This is a genomic window from Bradyrhizobium sp. 62, assembly GCF_023073035.1.
Classification (GTDB): Bacteria; Pseudomonadota; Alphaproteobacteria; order Rhizobiales; family Xanthobacteraceae; genus Bradyrhizobium.
On the sequence record NZ_JADPIT010000015.1, the window covers coordinates 681,060 to 701,303 of the forward strand.

A 20,244-nucleotide genomic window follows, 5' to 3' on the forward strand; every position below is an offset into this window, starting at 1 on the left:
GTTAGCCGCTCGCCTGGTTACTTCTCTCGGCCGGCGCGGCGCTTTTCTCCTCGCTCTTCGCCGCGTTCCACAACGCGTCCATCTCGGCGAGCGACGCCTGCTCCAGCGTGCGGCCCTGCGCCTCCAGCGCCCGCTCGATGAACCCAAACCGGCGCTCGAACTTCGCGTTGGTCGCGCGAAGCGCGGCTTCCGGATCGGCATCGACATGGCGGGCGAGATTGACCAGCGCGAACATCAGGTCGCCGGTCTCTTCCGCTAGGCCCTCGCTGTCGTCGCGGTCGAGCGCGGCCTCGATCTCGTCGGCTTCCTCGCGGATTTTTGCCAGCACCGCGCGCGGATCGTTCCAGTCAAAGCCGACAGTGGAGGCCTTGCGCTGCAGCTCCATGGCGCGCGTCAGCGCGGGCTGGCCGGGCTTCACGCCTGACAGCAGCGACTTGTGGGACGGCACTTCCTGCGGCGGCCGGCGCGCGGCGCGCTCGGCTTTCTCCTCCGCCTTGATGCGGTCCCAGACTTCCTTGACGTGGGAGGAGGCGAGGTTGCCCTCCTTGTCGGCGAAAACGTGAGGATGGCGCCGGATCATTTTTCGCGTGATGGCCTCGACGACATCGCCAAAAGCGAACGCGTTCTGCTCCGATGCCATGTGGGCGTGGAACACGACCTGCAGCAGGAGGTCGCCGAGCTCCTCGCAGAGATCGTCGAGGTCGCCGCGGCTGATGGCCTCGACCACCTCATAAGCTTCCTCGATCGTATAGGGCGCGATGGTCGCAAAATTCTGCTCGAGGTCCCAGGGGCAGCCTGTCACCGGTGTGCGCAGCGCCGCCATGATCTCGATCAGGCGGGAAATGTCGCGGGAAGGGGTCATTGCGGGGCAGTCTCCTGGCTCCCAAGCCTTATGCCAAAAGCGAGCTCCCGTTCCCAGCGCAGCGCGGCGGAACAGGGTGATTTCCACCGGTTGGCGGGCCGGATTGGCGAGCAGCGTGCGCAATGCTAAAGCGCGGGCCATGAGCGACGTATTTTCATCCGAAACCGCATTGGTGCTGTTCTCCGGCGGCCAGGATTCCACCACCTGCCTTGCCTGGGCGCTGAACCGGTTTGCGCGCGTGGAGACGCTGGGGTTCGATTACGGCCAGCGCCACGCCATCGAGCTTGCCTGCCGTGACCGACTGTTCGACGGCATCAAGGATCTGCGCGCGGATTGGGCTTCCAGGCTTGGCGAGAGCCACACGCTGTCGATCCCAACGCTCGCGGCCGTATCCGAGACGGCGCTGACGCGCGACGTCGCGATCGCGATGGGCGCCGACGGCCTGCCGAACACGTTCGTGCCCGGCCGCAATCTGGTGTTCTTGACATTCGCCGCGGCACTGGCCTACCGGCGCGGCATCAGTCACATCGTCGGCGGCATGTGCGAGACCGACTATTCCGGTTATCCCGATTGCCGCGACGACACCATTCGCGCGATGCAGGCCGCGCTGTCGCTCGGCATGGCCCGCAAGTTCGAGTTGCACACACCGCTGATGTGGATCGACAAGGCCGCGACGTGGAAGCTCGCCCATGAGCTCGGCGGCGACGGGCTGGTCGATCTCATCCGCGAGCAGTCGCACACCTGCTATCTCGGCGAACGTGGCGCGCAGCATGATTGGGGATACGGCTGCGGCGAGTGCCCTGCGTGCAGCCTGCGGGCAAAGGGGTGGCGGGAGTACGTGGCGGGCCGGTGAGGTGCCTCACTCCGCCGTCATTGAGAGGAGCTCTTGCGACGAAGCAATCCAGACTGCCTCTGCTGAGGGATTCTGGATTCGCTACGTTCGCAATGATGGGTGTGCGCGATCTTACCGAAAATCCTCCGCCTTCAGCTCGATCGGCTTGCCGTGCGGGGTGCGATCTGCCGCGTGATCCCAGGCGTCGCGGTAGCGATGCAGCGTCTCCGCAGACGCAACGCCCTTGCGCGCGACGAGACCTTCCAGCGTGGCGAGCCAATGGAGATAGTAGGTCTCGCCAGTATCGGGATCGCCGGCCGCCTGCGCGCGCTTGATCTCGGAGGTCAGGGCTGCCGCCCATTCGGGCCAGGTGAACACGCCGCCCTCGTGCAGCGTCAGCGCCATCGCGAAGGCGTGCGCTTCCCAGGGCGCGCGGAACACGGGGCCGTCATCGTCGCGCGGAATGCTCGGGATGGCTGCCGTCGCGGCAGCAGCAGCCGTGCTGCTCATCACGCCGGGTCCAGATACGGCTCGAACGCATCGATCGAGACTTTCGAGGTCGGATCGCCGTCCGCGCCCCAGAGATCGCGGCCCTCGAATACCACCGTGTAGAGCCATTGCGGATTCTCGCCGAGCTCCATCGCCGCCGAGTCCGGAAATACGTGGCAGCCATGGTTGAGCTCGACGACGCCGACATGGCCGCGCACGTAGCGCGGCAGCCGCGTGTGGGTCGCCGGATGAATGTTCTTCGCGCGGACCTTGTCACCGATCTTGTATTTCGCCAGTGCCGGGGCAGGGCGGGCGAACTTGCCGCGCACCATGATGCGCTCGACCTGGCCGAGATCGAACTTGCCGTGCTTGAGCGCCTTGGACGGCTGCATCGCATGGCCGGCGGCGACTTCCTCCCGGGTGAGATAGCCTTTCTCGATCAGCATCTCCTCGAGCCCGAGAAACCATTTCTTGTAATAGGAGCTCGACAGGTACACGTGCGGCGGAATCGTCTCGCGATAGAAGCGCGAGGTATCGATGTTGAAGGCGCCGGCTGCGCCCATCGCACGCACCATGGCGAGAACACGCGACTCCCATTCCTCGTGGAACACCGGCTCGTTGGGCTCGGGCTCGACCTTGCCGAAGCCGTCCATGCCGCCCATGTCGTGCACGCCGTTCATGACGGCGCTCCGGGCGCTTTGGGAAAGCCGGTGCCGATCATGGAATCGCGCGTGACCAGCTCGGCGAGCTGCTCCTCGCTCCAGCCATCGGTCCCCGCGGGGCGCATCGGCAGCACAAGAAAGCGCGTTTCGGCGGTCGAATCCCATACCCGGATTTCAACGTCCTTGGCGACCTGCACGCCGAAATCGGCGAGCACGCCGCGCGGGTCCTTCACCGCGCGGGAGCGATAGGGCGCGGCCTTGTACCAGACCGGCGGCAGCCCCAGCATTTCCCAAGGGTAGCAGGAGCACAGTGTGCACACGACCATGTTGTGACGCTGCGGCGTGTTCTCGACCACGACGAGGTGGTCGCCGACGCGGCTGACATGGCCGAGCGTGCCGATCGCCTTCGAGCCGTCCTCCAGCAGTGCCGTCTTGAAAGCCGGATCGCTCCAGGCCTTGGCGACGACGCGCGCGCCGTTATGGGGACCGATCCGGGTCTCATAGGCCTGGATGATGGCGTCGAGCGCGGCCGGCTCGACATAGCCTTTTTCGGTCAGGATCGTCTCGAGCGCGCGCACGCGCAGCTCGGTCTCCGACAGCTCGGAATGGTCGTGATCGTGGTGATGATGATGGTCGCTCATAGGGCGAAGATAGTCCCAGAATCCGGGCGTTGTCGAGGCGAAGACTCTGCTAACATCGCACCATGGGCTGGGCTGCAAGAACTGGGATAACCGCCGCAATCGCGGCTCTTGGCGCATTCGCGGCGCAGGATGCGCGCGCCGCGAATGGCGCCTATGCGGTCGATGCCGCCGACATTTCCGAGGTCGGCTCCTGTAAGGTGGAGAGCTGGCTGTCGACGGCTTCCAACACCGATTTTTCGGCGGTCGCCAATCCCTCCTGTGTCGTCGATCCCTTCAGGCCGATCGAGCTGAGCCTGCAGACCGTCCGGGCCCGGAGCGACGGCGACTGGAGCACGACGCTCGCGCCAAAAGCCAAGACGAATTTCATTCCGACGGGAATAGGCCGGTGGGGATTGTCGGCCTATGGCGGTGGATCGTTCGACGCGGCGACCGGCGAGGCGCTATCCGCCTTTGCCGTCATCCCCGCGACCTTCCGCCTGTCGGAGACCATGCGCATCAACGTCAACGGCGGCTGGCTCTGGGATCGCACGGTGGATCGCCATTACCTGACCTACGGCATCGGCTTCGATTGGAAATTCACCGACACCCTGCAATGGACGATCGAGGCGTATGGGCAGGCCGGCGCGTCCGAGGTCGCAAGCGTCGTGCAACCGCGTTTCCAGACCGGCGTCCGCTACCGGCCGAACGAGATCTTCTCCGTCGATGTGATCTACGGCCGCAACATCACCGGCGAAAATGCCAACTGGATCACCATCGGGACCACGGTCTGGTTTCCGATCCATGGAAGCGAACCCGAACATCGGCGTACCGGGCATCTGTGAGCGCCAGGAAGACCAAGACCAGGGGAGTTTGCGTTGCCTGATTATGTGAAGATCGAGAAGGGCATCGGGCCGGAGGGGCGGATTGCGGTGGTGCGGTTCGACCGCGGCGACGGCATCAATGCGCTATCGCCAGAGGCGCTGCGCCAGCTCACCGCGGCCGCGCGCAGTTTCGAGGATGACGCCGCAACCTCTGTCGTGGTGCTGACAGGCAGCGCGGCTGCGTTCAGCGCCGGCTTCGACCTCAAGGATGCCGAAGGCCGCGCGCGCAAGGACATGGACCTCGGCACGCTGCGGCGGCATCTCAAGCTCGGACCGCGCCTGACCCACGCCTGGCAGGAGATGGAGCAGATCACGATCGCTGCCATCGAGGGCTTTTGCGTCGGTGGTGGCGTGGCGCTGGCCGTGGCGCTCGACTTCCGCGTCATGGGACGCGATGCCCATCTGCGGGTGCCCGAGATCGGGCTCGGCATGAACATGAGCTGGCAAAGCATTCCGCGCATGCTGCATCTGATCGGCCCAGCTCGGACCAAGCAGGCGGTGATCCTGGCCGATCAGCGCATCAGCGCGGATGAAGCCCATGAGTGGGGCCTGGTCGAGCAGGTGGTCGATCCCGGCCATGCGTTCGATGCCGCGATGGAGCTTGCGCGCAAGGTGGCAGCGCAGCCGCCGCTCTCCGTTGCCATGACGAAACTCACGGTCAACCGGCTGGCGCATGCGCTGGATAATCTCGCCAGCCACATGGACGTCGACCAGTTCGCTCTGGCAAGCCTTAGCGAGGACCACAAGGAGGGCGTCGATGCGTTCCTGACGCGACGCAAACCGAAGTTCAGAGGGCGGTAGAAGCAGGCTCGGGCCATTGATTGCGCCGCGGACTATCCGTATACGCGGCGCTGGGACAAAATAGGCCCGATCAACGGGCCGGCAGACGACAATGACGATCGAGGGGGGAGGGCCCATGGCCGGTAGCTCGCAGGCGCCTGAGGCGAAAGGGTCTCGCTGGAAGCTGATCGCGCCGCTCGCGGTGTGGCTGGCGATCTATCTGTGGCCGGTGCCGGCAGGGCTCAACGCCAATCAGTGGCACTATTTTGCCGTCTTCGCGGCCGTCATCACCGGGCTCATCCTGGAATCGATGCCGGTCGGCGCGGTCGGCCTGATCGGGCTGACGGTTGCCGGCGTCGGCGGTTATATCGATCCCGATCCGACCAAGTCGCTACGCTGGATGCTGGCGGGCTTTGCCGAGAGCACGGTGTGGCTGATCGTCGGCGCCTTCGTGTTCTCGATCGGGTACCGCAAGAGCCACCTGGGCCGCCGTATTGCGCTCGTGCTGGTGCAAAAGCTCGGCACCAACACGCTTGGTCTCGGCTATGCAGTGGCGATGTCGGACTTTTTGCTCGCGCCGGCGACACCGTCCAACACCGCGCGCAGCGGCGGCATCGTCTATCCCATCATCAGCAACATCCCGCGCATCTACGGCTCCGAGCCGGGACCGACCGCCGGCAAGATCGGCACCTACGTGATGTGGACCGCGTTCGCGTCGACCGCCGTCACCAGCTCATTGTTTTTCACCGCGCTCGCGCCCAATGCAGCGGCGCTCGCCATCGCCAAGAAGACCGTCGGAATCGACGTCAGCTGGGCGCAGTGGTTCATCGGCTTTGCGCCGCTCGGCCTCCTCCTGATGGTGCTGGTCCCGCTGCTCAGCTACGCGGTCTGCCGCCCCGAGGTGAAGAGCAGCCCGGAAATTTCCGAATGGGCATCGAAGGAGCTCGCGGAGATGGGCCCGATGTCGCGCAATGAGTGGATCATGCTGGCGCTGATCCTGCTCGCGATGTTCCTGTGGATCGCGGGCTCGAGCCCGGACATCCGCGTGCCGCTACTGGGCTCGAATTTCGTCAACGCCACCACCGTCGTGTTCATCGTGATCTCGCTGATGCTGGTGACGGGCGTGATCGAGTTTGCCGACATCGTCGCCGAGAAGGGCGCCTGGGAGGTGTTCTTCTATTTCACCTCGCTGCTGACGCTGGCTTCGGGCCTCAACGAGATCGGCTTCATCAAATGGTTCGCGACCGAATATGCAAAGCCGCTCGCCGGGCTGTCGCCGTCGACCGCAATGCTCCTGCTGGTCGCACTGTTCTTCTGGATCCACTATTTCTTCTCGAGCATCACCTCGCATGCCGCCGCCGTGCTGCCCGTGGTGCTCGCGGTCGGATCCGGCATCCCCGACCTGCCGGTCACGACGCTCGCCATGCTCTGCATGTATTCGCTCGGCCTGATGGGGGTGATCTCGCCTTACGCGACGGGGCCGGCGCCGATGTATTTCGGCAGTGGCTATATCGGCAAGGGTCAGTTCTGGGGTTTTGGGCTGATTTTCGGGATGCTCTATTTCGCAGGGCTCCTGCTGATCGTATGGCCCTGGTTGCGGGTCACCTGAGCCGGGGCGAGGGCCAAGACGGCGGCAGATGAATTTTCTTCAGTGGGGAGAAATCTGGAAAACTTCGTCCAACTCCCCACGAATATCTGACATTGCCAGAGAGACCTGAAAGGGCGATGGTGCCTGCTGCGGTGCAGCGCGCTCCAGCTGAGTCCTCATCGCGGTTTCACTCTCCGTCGCTTGATGCGACCGGTTCCCGGATGCCCCAGGGGCACGCGGAACTGTTGTGCACGAAGGCCGCCTCCATGAACGTCCACCCGTCGCTCGCGATCGGACAGCCGATCGAAAAGCCTGACGCGATCTCAGGTCAGACGATCTCGCCTGCCGCGACTGCGCCTGACGCGATGGTCCGCTTCGAAGGCATCTCGAAAATCTATCCGGCCTATCGCGGCAAGCCCGGCGTCAATGCCCTGCAAAACATCGACTTCGCGATCCCGCGCGGTTCGATCACCGGCGTCATCGGCCGCTCCGGCGCCGGCAAATCGAGCCTGGTCCGGCTCATTAACGGCCTGGAGAGGCCGACCACGGGCCGCGTCATCGTCGATAAGAGAGATATCTCGGCGCTCGCAGGGCGCGAACTGCGATTGGCGCAGCGCTCGATCGGCATGATCTTCCAGCACTTCAACCTGCTGTCCTCGCGCACCGCAGCCGCCAATATCGCGCTGCCGCTCGAGATTGCCGGCTGGGCCAAAGCGGACATCAAAACCCGGGTCGCCGAGCTGCTTGCGCTGGTGGACATCGCCGACAAACACGACCGCTACCCGTCCGAACTCTCCGGCGGCCAGAAGCAGCGCGTCGGCATCGCGCGAGCGTTGGCGACGCGACCCAGCGTGCTGCTGTCGGACGAGGCGACCTCGGCGCTCGATCCGCAGACCACGCGGGCGATCCTCGATCTGCTCGCGAACATCAACCGCGAGCTGGGCGTGACCATCGTGCTGATCACCCACGAGATGTCCGTGGTGCGCCAGCTCGCCAAGGACATCGTGGTGCTCGACGCCGGCCGCGTCGTCGAGAGCGGCCATGTCGCCGACATCTTCACCCACCCCAAGCATCCGATCACGCAATCCTTCCTGGCCGAGGTGATCGGAGACAGCCTGCCGGTGTCGCTGGCGAGCCGTATCGTTTCGGAGCCGCCTGCGGGCGGACAGGCCGTGATCCGCGTCCAGGTGCGCGGGGCAGGGAGCGGCGACACGCTGGTGGCGCGGCTCGCGCGCGAACTCGGCCTCGACGTGTCGCTGCTCTCGGCCCGCATCGACGAGATCGGCGGCCAGCATGTGGGCTCACTGACGCTAGGTATCCCTCTCGGCATGTCCAGCGGCGAGGACGCGACGACGCGCACGCTGGCCTGGCTGTCACAATATCAATTCCCCGCGGAGCGTCTCGGCTATGTCGCCTGAACTCATCAACCTGATCGTCCAGGCGACCGGCGAGAGCCTGTACATGGTCGGGCTCGCCGCTCTGGTCGGCACCGCCTTCGGCCTGCCGTTCGGCGTCTTTCTCGCGACCAGCCGGAAAGGCGAGCTGTTCGCGGCGCCTCTCGTCAATCGCGTGCTCGGCATCGTGGTCAACGCGACACGGTCTACGCCCTTCATCATCCTGGTCGTCGCCATCATCCCGTTCACGCGGCTGGTGGCCGGCACCTCGATCGGATCGACGGCCGCGATCGTGCCGTTGACGATCGCATCGGCGCCGTTCATCGCGCGCCTGGTTGAGGCCGCAATCCGCGAGGTCGATGGCGGCCTGATCGAGACCGCATCCTCGTTCGGGGCATCGCCGATGCAGATCGTGCTCAAGGTGCTGATCCCCGAAGCGTTGCCGGGTCTTCTGCTGGCGCTGACGCTCGCGGTGGTCAGCCTGCTCGGCTACTCCGCCATGGTCGGTGCCGTCGGAGGCGGGGGCCTGGGCGATCTCGGTATCCGCTACGGCTATCAGCGCTTCATGCCGGAGATGATGCTCGCCGTCGTCGTGGTGCTGATCGCGCTGGTGCAGCTGGTGCAGAGCGCTGGCGATTATCTCGCGCGTCGGGTCAACCGCCGGCTGCGACATCGCTGACGCCGTTTCAGACATTTCGAACAAGCAGGTTCTTGTCGGTCTGGAAACATTCCAAACTTCCAAACACGACTGAGCGCATTCGTCGCACGCGTTGCGCACGCGTCTGGAGAAATTCTAACGCAGTTCCTGTCGCACTCCGAAATCGCCTGCGTTAGGGCGAGGCATCAAAAACGATACCGGCGAAGCCGGCAGTGCGTGGGGCCTCGACGTGACCAACTTCCAACTTGCTTCGCGTTCCGACACGCGTCGTCGACAGATACAGACTCTCTTCCTCGGAGCGGCCAGCACATTTGCTCTCGTCGTACCCTTCGGTGCCGTGGAGGCGCAGACGCAGATTCCCGCCGTCACCGTCGAAGCCCCGGCCCAGCGCGCCCGGCCTGCGGCGGTCGCATCAACGCGACGCTCAGGGGCGACACGCACCGCACGCGCCAATCGTCGCTCTCCGGCGCAGCAAGTCGCGCCGACCCAATCGGCATCCTCGAACGGTGCCACGGGTGAACGCGCCAATGGTCCGGTGCGCGGTTTCGTTGCGACGCGCAGCGGCACCGCGACCAAGACGGATACGCCGCTGATCGAAACCCCGCAGTCCGTCTCGGTCGTCACGACCGACCAGGTCAGGAACCAGGGTGCGGTCTCGATCGGCGAGGCGTTGCGCTACACCGCGGGTGTCAGCGGCGACGTCAACGGCGGCTCGGATACCCGTTTCGGCGCCCTCCAGATCCGCGGCTTCGATACCACCATGTCGGGCCTCTACGTCGACGGATTGCGGATTCCCTCCAGCAATTACGTGCACTTCAACGGCCTCGATCCCTACGGCGCAGAGCGCCTCGAGGTCCTGAAGGGCCCATCCTCGGCGATGTATGGCGGCAGCGGCACCGGCGGCATCCTCAACTACGTGACCAAGCTGCCGACGGCGCAGCAATTCGGCGAGGTCTCGATCTCCGGCGGTAGCTTCAACCGTTATCAGGGCCAGTTCGACATGGGCGGTCCCGCCAACAGGGACGGCACCGTGCTGTGGCGCCTGACGGGCGTGGTGCGCGACGGCGAGACCCAGGTCGACTTCACCAAGGACAACCGCGTCTTCATCGCGCCCGCCGTCACGTTCAAGCCGAACGAGGACACCACCATCACGATTCTCGCGAACTACCAGCGCGACCGGGCAGGGTGGGGCCTTCAGTTCCTGCCGGCCTCGGGCACGGTGTGGCCGATCAACGGCCGCACCATCTCGGTCTCGTTCTTCGCGGGCGTGCCGAGCTTCAACGCGTTCAACACCGAGATCGCGACCGCCGGCTACCAGCTCTCGCACAATTTCACCGACAACATCACGTTCCGTCAGAATTTGCGCTATGCCTATCAGCACAACGAGGAGAAGGTGTTTTTCGGCGGAGGCTATACCGACGAGGCCGCGGGACAGCTCGCGCGTTTCGGCAGCTACAGCAACTCCTACATCAACTCTTTCGCGGTGGACAATCAGCTCCAGGGCAAGTTCACCACGGGTTTCCTGAGCCACACCACGCTGGTCGGGTTCGACTATCGCAACACCAGATTCCGCGACACCGCCTTTGGCGTCACGACGTCCGCGCCCGAGATCAACGTCTTCAACCCGGTCTACAGTTACGACTGGACCATGGGCGCCATGAGCGACGACACCGGAGTCAAGCAATCGCACGTCGGCCTCTACGCGCAGGACCAGATCAAGCTCGGCCGGCTCTCGTTCCAGCTCAGTGGCCGTCAGGATTTCGTCACGACGCAGGTAGACAGCGGAATCTTCAATACGTCCGTCGCGAAGGATGCATCGGCCTTCACCGGCCGCGCCGCATTGATGTACAATTTCGACAACGGCATCGCGCCTTATTTCAGCTATTCGGAATCGTTCCTGCCGGTGCTCGCCACCGGCCCGAGCGGACAGCTGCTCAATCCCGAGACCGGCGTGCAGTACGAGGTGGGCGTCAAGTATCAGCCGATCGGCTGGAACGCGCTGTTCACCTTCGCCGCCTTCGACCTGACGCGCGACAACGTCGTCACCTTTGCGCCTCCACTCAACATTGCCGAACAGACCGGGCAAGTAAAATCGCGCGGCCTTGAGCTCGAAGGCACGATGTCGCTCGCCGACGGCTGGAACCTGCGCGCGGCCTACGCCTATGTCGATGCAACGGTCACGCAGGATCCGGTGAATGTCGGCAAGGCGCCGGTCACCGTGCCGCTCAACCGCGCCTCGCTGTGGAACGACTACACGCTTCAGACCGGGCCGCTCGCGGGCCTGCAGTTCGGCGGCGGCGTCCGCTATGTCGGCGCGATCTGGGGCGATGACGCCAACACGTTCAAGGTCGGATCGTCGACCGTGCTGGACGCGCTGCTCGCCTACACAAGGGACAATTGGCGGCTGTCGCTGAACGTCACCAACCTCGCCGACACCCGCTTTGTCGCCGCCTGCTACAGCCTGTCAGGCTGCTTCTACGCGGAGGGACGCAAGGCCATCGGCAAGCTGACGTATCGGTGGTGAGTTCGACGTGAGGACGGACCGGCGATGGCGGCTGGGCCCGCTTGATGAGAGACGACGATGAGAGCGATATTCGGCAAGCTGCATCGCTGGGCGGGACTGCTCACGGCCGGCTTCCTGTTCTTCTCCGGCATCACCGGGGCGATCATCTCCTGGGATCACGAGATCGACGAGGTCCTGAACAGCCATCTGTTCGACGTCAGCAGCAAAGGCCCGGCCATTCCCTCGATCGATCTCGCCAAGATGATCGAGCAGCGCGATCCCCGTGCGCGCGTGGTCTACCTGTTCATGACGCCGGAGGAGGGCCACTCGCTGTGGTTCTTCGTCATGCCCAGGATCGATCCCGCGACCGGCAAGCGTTACGCGCTCGACTACAATCAGATCTTCCTCGATCCCAACACCGGCGCGGAGCTCGGCCGGCGCTATTGGGGCGCGGTGTGGCCGGTGACGCGAGAGAACTTCGTCTCGTTTCTCTACAAGCTGCACTACACCATGCACATCCCGGAATTCTGGGGCAGCGACCGCTGGGGCATGCGCCTGCTCGGAATCATCGCCATCATCTGGACCATCGATTGCTTCGTCGGCTTCTACCTGACGCTGCCCTCGCGCCGGCGCGCCAGGGCGGAGCGGGCGCCTCAAGTCACGCGCCAGCTCGAGCTCGGCTTCTGGGCGCGCTGGGCGCCGGCGTGGACCATCAAGACCTCGGGCAGCGCCTACCGGATCAATTTCGACATCCACCGCGCCTTCAGCCTGTGGACCTGGGGCGTGCTGTTCATCATCGCCTTCACGGCATTCTCGCTGAACCTCTATTTCGAGGTGTTCTCGCCGCTGATGAAGATGGTGTCGAACTACACGCCGACACCCTATGAGCAGCGGCCATATCGCGATCTCGACGACCCCATCGAGCCCAAGGTCGGCTTCGCCGACATCGCCGCGCGCGCAGCGGCCGACGGCAAGGGGCGAGGATGGACCGTCCCGGTCGGCTCGGTCAATTACGGCCCGGCCCATGGTGTCTATGCCGCGGCCTTCTTCCATCCGGGCGACGATCACGGCGCCGGCGGCGTCGGCCCGGCGCAGCTCTATTACGACAGCGAGGACGGTCGCCCGATCGGCGAACGGCTGCCTTGGGTCGGCACCGCCGCCGACATCTTCGTGCAGGCGCAATTCCCATTGCATTCGGGCCGCATCGTGGGACTGTTCGGCCGCATTCTGATCTCGATCATGGGGCTGGTGGTGGCGGCACTCTCGGTTACCGGCGTCGCGATCTGGTGGCGCAAGCGCCGCGCCCGTATCCGCGTCCGCGAGACGGCGGCGATGCGTCCGAGCCGGCAGCAACTGACGCCGGCGGAGTAGGGCTCCTGGCCGCTCGCGGATGAACCTTCCCGCACGGCACCGGCACAAAGACTGGAGATCAGACCCAGCCCTGTCGGAAATCACATGAGATCGCTCGCCTTGCTCTGCCTGCTCGCTTTCGCCACGCCCGCACATGCGGCTGGCCCGGAGCAGCATTATCTCGACCTGCGCGATCGCTACATCGCAAAGTTCTCGAAAGCCACGGAGAATGACGAGACCTATAAGCAGCACGATGCGGCACTCAAGGAATTGACGGGCGTCCTGCGCGGCATGGTGGGCGCCGTCGCGATCAAGGGACTGCCGGCCGACGGCAAGACGAACGCGGACACGCTTTTCAAGGGCGATTCCGGCTTCGGCCATCTCGACGGGCTCGGCTTCGCCTCCGAGGGCGACAAGATGCAGGCGGTGGTGACCACGACTGGCCTGCTCAAGCACTGGCTGCGCGAGCACCGCGAGGACGGCATGCCGCAGGAGATCGGCGCGGCGTTCAAGTCGGACCGCTTCTACCATCAGGCGATCCAGGACTCCGCCTTCGCCAAATATGCCGAGCTGCCGATCACGAAGCCCGCGGGAGCAAGCGCTGCGGTCGCTGTACTGGGCGTGCGCGGCAATGGCGATTTGAAGGGACCGCCGCATGAAATCGACGTCGTCGCAATCCAGGGCGACAAGGTCTTCTTTCTCGCCGCAAGCGACGCGGTGAAGACGGCTGAGATCCCGGCCTGCGAAAAGGTCTGGAAGCAGATGATGGCCAAACCCATCGACAAGAAAGACCCCCGCGGCGACATCACCCGCGAAGACAACGCGATGACCGCGTACACGGCGTGCTTCGCCAAGGAGGCACCAAGCCAGAGCTGGTATGCGACGGCGGTCAAGAAAGCGCAGAGCCAGCTGGAGTTGCTGCCGCTGCGCTAAGGCGATCATCCAGTTGCCTGCGGGGGCTGCAGCGTTGTGCGGCGCCATGGCTCGAGAATGCTCAATCGGAAATTGCAGCTCGTCCTGCAGGCGCAACCGAGGCGGATCAGCGCGATGTTGCCAAGTCCGCATCGACGAGCTCGTCGGCAACAGGGTGCTCGGATTCGGCCGCGCTCATGGAACTCGTTCGCGACGAGGGGGTTGCACTGCGGTTGGAACCGAACGGGTAGCGCAGTTGAATCGCCGACAATTCCTGGAAGCCTCGGCATTGACGCCCTTGGCAACACTACTGCCCGGCGCACTCTCTCCGGCATCGGCGGCGGAGTTGCCGTTTGGCCCCTCTTATGTCCGCGAGCTTGCCCGCAATTTGGCGAGTAAGCCCTTTGAGCCACCAGATGAAAAGGTCCCGGACGCGCTCAAGGATCTCACCTACGATCAGTACCGGTCAATTCGCTTTCTGCCGGAGCGCGCGGCTTGGCGCAGCGAGAAGCTGCCCTTCGAGGTCCAGTTTTTCCACCGCGGCTTTTTCTACAAGAACAAGGTCGACATTTACGAGGTCTCCGGCGGACGAGCCGTACCGATCAGGTACCGGCGCGACGATTTTGCATTCGGCGACAATATCGGCCAGATACCGGACGCCGATCTCGGATTTGCCGGGTTTCGCATTCACACCCCGATCAATCGCCCCGACTATTTCGACGAGGTTTGCGCGTTTCTGGGCGCCAGCTACTTCCGTGCCGTTGCCAAAGGCGAGACCTACGGCCTTTCCGCGCGCGGCCTGTCGATCGATACCGGCGAGAGCAAGGGGGAGGAATTTCCCTTCTTCAAGGCCTTCTGGCTGGAGAAGCCCGCGCCGGGTGCCACATCTGTCGTGGTACACGCGCTGCTTGACAGCAAGAGCGCTACGGCAAGCTATCGTTTCACGATCAGGCCCGGCGCTCCGACGGTCTTCGACGTGGAGATGTCGCTCTATCCGCGGATCGAGCTGCAGCATGCCGGCCTGGCGCCCATGACGAGCATGTTCTTTTTCGGTCCGAACGACCGACACGACGTCGACGATTTCCGCCCCGCGGTGCACGACTCCGATGGGCTCGCCGTGTTCAACGGAAAGGGCGAGCAACTCTGGCGTCCTCTCAACAATCCGCGCGATCTGCAGGCCAGCACATTCAATGACCTCAATCCTCGCGGCTTCGGCCTGATGCAGCGGGAGAGAAACTTCTTTGCCTACGAGGACATCGAATCGCGCTTTGAGCGTCGCCCGAGCCTCTGGGTCGAACCGATCGGAGATTGGGGAGAGGGCAGTGTGGTCCTCTTTGAGATCCCGACCAAGGAGGAAGTTCACGACAACATCGCCGCCTTCTGGCGCCCGAAAACAGCTCTCCAGGCCAAGAGCGAAAACAACTACACCTATCGTCTGCACTGGGGTCCGGACGCGCCGAAGCCCAATTCACTGGCCCGGTTCACCCGCACAGGCATTGGCGCCCGGGGCGACGACAGCAAATTGTTCGTGCTCGAGCTGCTCGGTGACAAGCTGAAGGAGGTCGACCCTGACAAGGTGAGGGGCGCCGTCAGCGCCGACAAATCCGAGATCAAGAACGTCGTCACACAGCCAAACCCGGAAACCGGCGGCTGGCGCCTGAGTTTTCAATGCGCCGTGAAGGACGCGCCTATCGAGTTGAGGGCGGTCTTGATGCAGGGCGACCAACCGATCTCCGAAGTCTGGGTTTACCGATGGGCGCCCTGACGCCGTCGCCCGCGCTTTCGCCTGAGCTTGGCATTCGGTATCTTCCCGACGAAACGCCTCTCCCGATGCTGCCCTGCCGATTGGACGGGACAAATCGTGCCTATCCGGCGCGACTGCGGACCGCCCCTGCCGTTGCAGCGCGGCGCCTGTTCATTCTTGGCGGAACGGTCGCGATTACCGCTGCGGGCGCTGTTGAGATGTACGACGTTCTCAAGGTTGGTGGCGTCACGGTCCTCGAAGGCATGGTGTTCGGGCTATTTCTCGTGCTGCTCGCCTGGATCGCGTTTTCGTTCGTGTCTTCAGTCGCCGGTTTTTTTGTGCTCCTGCGGGGCCGACCGGATGTGCTGCCAATTAACAGCCACGGTCCGTTGCCCGGGATCACCGGCCGAACGGCGATGCTGTTGCCGACCTATAACGAGGATCAGCACCATCTCATGGCGCGACTCCGCGCCATGTACGAGTCGGTCGGCGAGACCGGACAGGCCCCGTTGTTCGATTGGTTTCTGCTCAGTGACACCACAGATCCGGACATCTGGATTGCCGAGGAGCTTGCGTTTCTGGAACTGCAGCGCAACTGCGGTTCGGGCCATCTCTACTACCGTCACCGATCCGACAACACCGCCCGAAAGTCCGGCAACATCGCCGAATGGGTGAGGCGGTTCGGTGGTGCCTACGACTACATGATCATTCTCGACGCGGACAGCCTGATGAGCGGAGAGACCATCGTTCGGCTGGTGGGCGCGATGGAAGCAAACCCGCAGGCCGCGCTGATTCAAACGCTTCCGATCGTCGTCAATGCGCGAACCCTGATTAGCCGGCTTCAGCAGTTCTCGGGTCGTTTGTACGGTCCGCTGATCGCGGCCGGGAACGCCTGGTGGCACGCCTCAGAAGGCAACTACTGGGGACATAATGCCGTCATCCGGGTGCAGGCTTTTGCGCAAGAGGCGGGTTTGCCCGAATTGCGCGGGAGGAAACCTTTCGGCGGCCACATCCTCAGCCACGATTTTGTCGAAGCCGCGCTGATGCGGCGGGCGGGGTGGGGGATTTTCATGGCTCCAGGCCTCGGTGGAAGTTTCGAGGAGGTGCCACCGTCGCTGCTGGATTTCGCGGCGCGGGACCGCCGCTGGTGTCAGGGCAATCTCCAGCATCTTGCCGTTCTGCCTGCTCGAGGCCTGCACTGGGTCTCCAGGCTTCACCTGTTGACCGGCATCGGCTCCTATCTCACCGCGCCCCTATGGCTGCTGTTTCTATTGCTCGGAATCCTGATCTCCTTGCAGGCCTATTTCGTCAAGCCGGAGTACTTTCCCAAGGGCTTTTCGTTGTTTCCAACCTGGCCCGCACAGGATCCCGTGCTTGCCGCCTGGGTCTTTGCCGCGACAATGGGGCTGCTCATCCTGCCCAAATTGCTGGCCTACCTCGTTTTGCTCACCAGGCGTGCGGAACGGCAGGCATTCGGCGGCGGATTTCGCGTGCTGCTGGCGGTAGTCGCCGAGAGCCTGCTTGCCGCCTTGATCGCCCCATCCATGATGATCTTTCAATCCACCGCCGTTGCGGAGATCCTGCTGGGCCGTGACGCGGGCTGGCAAGTTCAACGGCGAAGCGATGGCAGGATCACGCGCGATGAAGTCTATCGCAAGTTCACGGTGCCGACCCTATGCGGTCTGGCAATGGCGGCAAGCGCCTACGCCGTGTCGCTTCCGCTGCTGCTCTGGATGTCGCCAGTGATCATCGGCCTCGTTTGCGCCATTCCGATCGGTCTCGTCACGTCGACGGCGCCGCGAATGGCGCACCTGTTTGCGACCCCCGAGGATAATCGCGCGCCGGCGCTGTTGCAGAGGGCGAGAGAGCTTGCCAGCCAGGCTCGGATCCAGGCACATGGAGCTCTGATCGAACTTCGACAGAACCCCGCGTTGCTGGGACCGCACATGCAGTCCCTCGAAACGCCGCCTCGCAAATCGGGCCAAATCGACATAGACCTCGCGATCGGCCGGGCCAAGATCGAGCAGAGCGACGACTTCGAGGAAGTCGTCAGCAGCCTCAGCGCACGCGAGACCCTTGCCGTGCTGAAGCACCGAAATGCCCTCGAGCAAGTCATGCGAATGCCGAGAGCTACCGCTTCCGTCTAGGTCATGGCAGTGTAGGTGAGGGCGCTGACCACCCAGTGGTGCTCGGGCAGAGGGCGAATGTCTGCCGTAAGCGCCGTGTGTGGTGCCGGCCTAGAGCGCACTGCCCCCCAGATTCCAGCCGCGGCCACCCTCGCCAAAGATCTCGTAGCCCGTCGCCGTCACCGCAACCGTGTCCTCGAGCTTGATGAACCCGCGCTTCGGATGCTTCATCGTGGTCTCGATCGACACCACCATGCCTGCTTCGAGCGGCAGCCGGGCGTCGGTGTCATCGTAGGGGTTTGGGCCTTTGGCGGTCAGGCGAGGGGCCTCATGGCTGACGAGGCCCATGCCGTGGGCCAAAAACTCCGTGCAGTCACTCTGGCTGATCTTCGCGAGCTGCCGCTCGGCCGCGACGTAGATGTCACCGCCCACGGCGCCGGGCCGGACCGCCGCGAAGGCCGCGCGCTGGACGGCTTCAATCTCGGCCAGGCACTCCTTCAGCTCGGTATCGGGATCGCCGAGCACCGCCATGCGCGCGAGATCGCCGATATAGCCGTGATAATTGCCGCCGGAGTCGAGCGACAGCACGTCACCTCGCTCCCAGCGCTGCGGCGACGGCGCCCGGTTGTGGCTGTTGCCGCAGGCGAGCAGGCAGTATTCGAAGGTCAGCCCGCGATTGGCTTCGGCGATCCGCAAGGCGTCTGACAATTGCTGCTTGGTCGTCCCAGGCCCGTGCCCGGCGATCACCTCCAGCATCGAGGCGATGACGAGCTCGGAGGCCGTCTTGAGTTTCGCCAGCTCGTCGGCCGACTTCACCGCGCGCAGCCGCTCCAGCACCAGCAGTGCGTCCTTGAGCTCGGCGCCGGGCAGGGCGTCGGTGAGCACCCGGCCCGCATCCATCGGCAGGAACGCCATCTCGACCCCGACCCGCTTCAGAGGCACGCCGGCATCCCGGATCAGGCTTACAGCCCGCGTGATGGCATCGACCGAGCCGTTGGACTCAGTCCGGACCTGCGCAATCCATGGCGGCGCGACAGCGCGCTGATGGGTCTCCAGCCGGTGCCCGACATAGACCGCGTGCTCCGGCGCGCCCTTGGGATAGATCAGGACCGGCAGATAGCGGCTGACGCCCAGCGCATCCATGTAGTCGAAGAAGATCGCGCGCTCGGCACCGAGCATGTACTGCACATTATGCTTGGAGGTCGCGACCAGGACGTCGAGGCCGGCGGCTTCCATCAGACGATCGAGCTTGGCCGCATCGAATGGAATTGCGCGCGACCGATCTGCGCGGGCGACGTTCTCCTGCATGACGAACCTCCAATGCTGCCGTGGGCATCAAACCGCTGCGTCGGTTTGCCCGGGGCTTGTTTGGCGGCAAGTGTGAGCCGAGAGAGGGCTTCTGAGTAGGTGCGGAATGATCTGGCTGATCTGCACGGCTATATCCATGATTCGCATAAGGTATATTATGGAATATCTTTATATACAATCAGATCAGTTATTTAGCCAGAATTCCTCTCATCGGACCTTCGTTCCTCGTTCTCTTCCGGGCCGGCCCGTCGCACGTCGCCCGACTTTCGACGGCTACTGTGCATGGGGTTGTTTTTCGGTTTTTGAATCCGGCCCATGCCTCCGAAAGCCGATATTGCCGTGAGGATGTCCGGCTGCAATAAGCGAAGCTTCGCGAGATCGCAGATGACCTTCTGACCTTCCGTCCGTATAGATTTGCATCTCAGAACAACAACAAACTTTCCGAGGAAGCAGACCCATGAGCTTTTCCCGCCGCACGCTTCTCAAGGCCTCCGCCGCCACCGCGGTCCTGGGCGGCCTCAGTGCGCCCCATGTGGCCCGCGCCCAGAGCGCCGAGTTCACCTACAAATACGCCAACAACCTGCCGGACACTCATCCGCTGAACGTGCGCGCCAAGGAGATGGCGGCGGCGATCAAGTCCGAGACCAACGGCAAGTTCGACCTTCAGATCTTCCCGAACAACCAGCTCGGGTCCGACACCGACATGCTGAGCCAGATTCGGTCCGGCGGCGTCGAGTTCTTCACGCTGTCGGGACTGATCCTGTCGACCCTGGTACCGGCGGCCTCCATCAACGGCATCGGATTCGCGTTCCCGGACTACGGCACGGTTTGGAAGGCCATGGACGGCGATCTCGGCGCTTTCGTCCGCGGCGAGATCAAGAAGGCCGGGCTCGAGGTCATGGACAAGATCTGGGACAACGGCTTCCGCCAGACCACGTCGTCGAGCAAGCCGATCACCGGTCCGGACGATCTCAAGGGCTTCAAGATCCGCGTGCCGGTGTCGCCGCTGTGGACCTCGATGTTCAAGGCGTTCGATGCGGCGCCCGCCTCGATCAATTTCGCCGAGGTCTATTCCGCGCTGCAGACCAGAATCGTCGAGGGCCAGGAGAACCCGCTGGCGATCATCTCGACCGCCAAGCTCTACGAGGTGCAGAAATACTGCTCGCTGACCAACCACATGTGGGACGGCTTCTGGTTCCTGGCCAACCGCAAGGCCTGGAGCAGCCTGCCCGAGGATGTGCGCACCATCGTCGCCAAGAACATCAATGCCGCAGCGCTCAAGGAGCGTGAGGATACCGCCAAGCTCAATGCCAACCTGCAGCAGGAGCTCGCGGGCAAGGGCCTGACCTTCAACCAGCCCGCGGTCGCGCCGTTCCGCGACAAGCTGCGGTCCGCCGGCTTCTATGCCGAGTGGAAAGGTAAATACGGCGATCAGGCCTGGGACCTGCTGGAAAAGGCGGTCGGCAAGCTGTCGTAACGCGTTGGAGCCGTCATGGCTCATATCGAGGTCGAAGTGAACGGAGTGGCGGGCGAGG

At 64.0% G+C, this 20,244-nt stretch carries 17 protein-coding genes; 12 read left to right on the top strand and 5 right to left on the bottom strand.

What is annotated here, in order from left to right:
* Position 1: 1 nt before the first annotated feature.
* A complete protein-coding gene (mazG, locus tag IVB47_RS13695; RefSeq protein ID WP_247462119.1) occupies positions 2-862 on the bottom strand; it encodes a nucleoside triphosphate pyrophosphohydrolase in 861 nt (286 codons plus the stop codon).
* Positions 863-1,001: 139 nt separating this feature from the next.
* Here mazG and queC point away from each other — a divergent pair, with 139 nt between their 5' ends.
* Positions 1,002-1,715 (top strand): 7-cyano-7-deazaguanine synthase QueC, encoded by a 714-nt coding sequence (gene queC, locus IVB47_RS13700; RefSeq protein WP_027566925.1) that lies wholly within the window; start codon positions 1,002-1,004, stop codon positions 1,713-1,715.
* A 111-nt stretch (positions 1,716-1,826) separates the two neighbouring features.
* Here queC and IVB47_RS13705 read toward each other — a convergent pair whose 3' ends face one another.
* The 3 genes from IVB47_RS13705 to nthA are packed head-to-tail and all read right to left on the bottom strand — an operon-like array spanning position 1,827 to position 3,486.
* A complete protein-coding gene (locus IVB47_RS13705) occupies positions 1,827-2,204 on the bottom strand; it encodes a nitrile hydratase accessory protein (RefSeq protein WP_247462121.1) in 378 nt (125 codons plus the stop codon).
* Positions 2,204-2,863 (bottom strand): nitrile hydratase subunit beta, encoded by a 660-nt coding sequence (nthB, locus tag IVB47_RS13710; RefSeq protein WP_027566927.1) that lies wholly within the window; start codon positions 2,861-2,863, stop codon positions 2,204-2,206. The genes IVB47_RS13705 and nthB overlap by 1 nt, the downstream gene beginning before the upstream one ends.
* Positions 2,860-3,486, bottom strand: coding sequence for a nitrile hydratase subunit alpha (gene nthA, locus IVB47_RS13715; protein ID WP_007591118.1), 627 nt, complete (start codon positions 3,484-3,486; stop codon positions 2,860-2,862). Before nthA ends, nthB begins: the two co-directional genes overlap by 4 nt.
* Positions 3,487-3,548: 62 nt before the next feature.
* Between nthA and IVB47_RS13720 the strand changes: the two genes are divergently transcribed.
* The 10 genes from IVB47_RS13720 to mdoH all read left to right on the top strand — a co-directional run bounded on the left by IVB47_RS13720 (position 3,549) and on the right by mdoH (position 17,422).
* Entirely contained in the window at positions 3,549-4,307 is a 759-nt protein-coding gene (locus IVB47_RS13720) for a hypothetical protein (RefSeq protein WP_247462123.1), read from the top strand.
* A 33-nt stretch (positions 4,308-4,340) separates the two neighbouring features.
* A complete protein-coding gene (locus tag IVB47_RS13725) occupies positions 4,341-5,147 on the top strand; it encodes an enoyl-CoA hydratase/isomerase family protein (RefSeq protein WP_247462125.1) in 807 nt (268 codons plus the stop codon).
* 115 nt (positions 5,148-5,262) lie between these two features.
* The gene (locus IVB47_RS13730; protein WP_247462128.1) at positions 5,263-6,735 is read left to right on the top strand and encodes a DASS family sodium-coupled anion symporter; all 1,473 of its coding nucleotides are present in this window, start codon (positions 5,263-5,265) and stop codon (positions 6,733-6,735) included.
* Between the two features lie 245 nt (positions 6,736-6,980).
* Complete coding sequence (locus tag IVB47_RS13735; RefSeq protein ID WP_247462130.1) at positions 6,981-8,132, top strand: methionine ABC transporter ATP-binding protein; 1,152 nt, start codon at positions 6,981-6,983, stop codon at positions 8,130-8,132.
* On the top strand, positions 8,122-8,787 hold the full coding sequence (locus tag IVB47_RS13740) for a methionine ABC transporter permease (RefSeq protein WP_247462132.1): 666 nt from the start codon (positions 8,122-8,124) through the stop codon (positions 8,785-8,787). The genes IVB47_RS13735 and IVB47_RS13740 overlap by 11 nt, the downstream gene beginning before the upstream one ends.
* A gap of 514 nt (positions 8,788-9,301) precedes the next feature.
* Positions 9,302-11,290: a TonB-dependent siderophore receptor gene (locus tag IVB47_RS13745; protein WP_247462134.1), complete on the top strand. Its 1,989-nt coding sequence runs from the start codon at positions 9,302-9,304 to the stop codon at positions 11,288-11,290.
* Between the two features lie 57 nt (positions 11,291-11,347).
* Positions 11,348-12,640 carry a siderophore utilization protein FsrB gene (gene fsrB / locus IVB47_RS13750; protein ID WP_247462136.1) on the top strand — a complete coding sequence of 431 codons (1,293 nt, stop codon included), beginning with the start codon at positions 11,348-11,350 and terminating at the stop codon, positions 12,638-12,640.
* A gap of 84 nt (positions 12,641-12,724) precedes the next feature.
* On the top strand, positions 12,725-13,552 hold the full coding sequence (locus IVB47_RS13755; RefSeq protein WP_247462137.1) for a hypothetical protein: 828 nt from the start codon (positions 12,725-12,727) through the stop codon (positions 13,550-13,552).
* Positions 13,553-13,829: 277 nt separating this feature from the next.
* Complete coding sequence (locus IVB47_RS13760) at positions 13,830-15,296, top strand: glucan biosynthesis protein G (RefSeq protein WP_247463156.1); 1,467 nt, start codon at positions 13,830-13,832, stop codon at positions 15,294-15,296.
* Positions 15,284-17,422, top strand: coding sequence for a glucans biosynthesis glucosyltransferase MdoH (mdoH, locus tag IVB47_RS13765; protein ID WP_247397997.1), 2,139 nt, complete (start codon positions 15,284-15,286; stop codon positions 17,420-17,422). Before IVB47_RS13760 ends, mdoH begins: the two co-directional genes overlap by 13 nt.
* 90 nt (positions 17,423-17,512) lie before the next feature.
* Here the strand turns inward: mdoH and IVB47_RS13770 are convergent, their stop codons facing one another.
* Complete coding sequence (locus IVB47_RS13770; protein ID WP_247462139.1) at positions 17,513-18,709, bottom strand: Xaa-Pro peptidase family protein; 1,197 nt, start codon at positions 18,707-18,709, stop codon at positions 17,513-17,515.
* A gap of 457 nt (positions 18,710-19,166) precedes the next feature.
* On the opposite strand from IVB47_RS13770, the gene IVB47_RS13775 reads away from it, so the two are divergent.
* Positions 19,167-20,186, top strand: a complete 1,020-nt coding sequence (locus IVB47_RS13775; RefSeq protein WP_247462141.1) for a TRAP transporter substrate-binding protein — start codon at positions 19,167-19,169, stop codon at positions 20,184-20,186.
* Positions 20,187-20,244 lie beyond the last annotated feature (58 nt).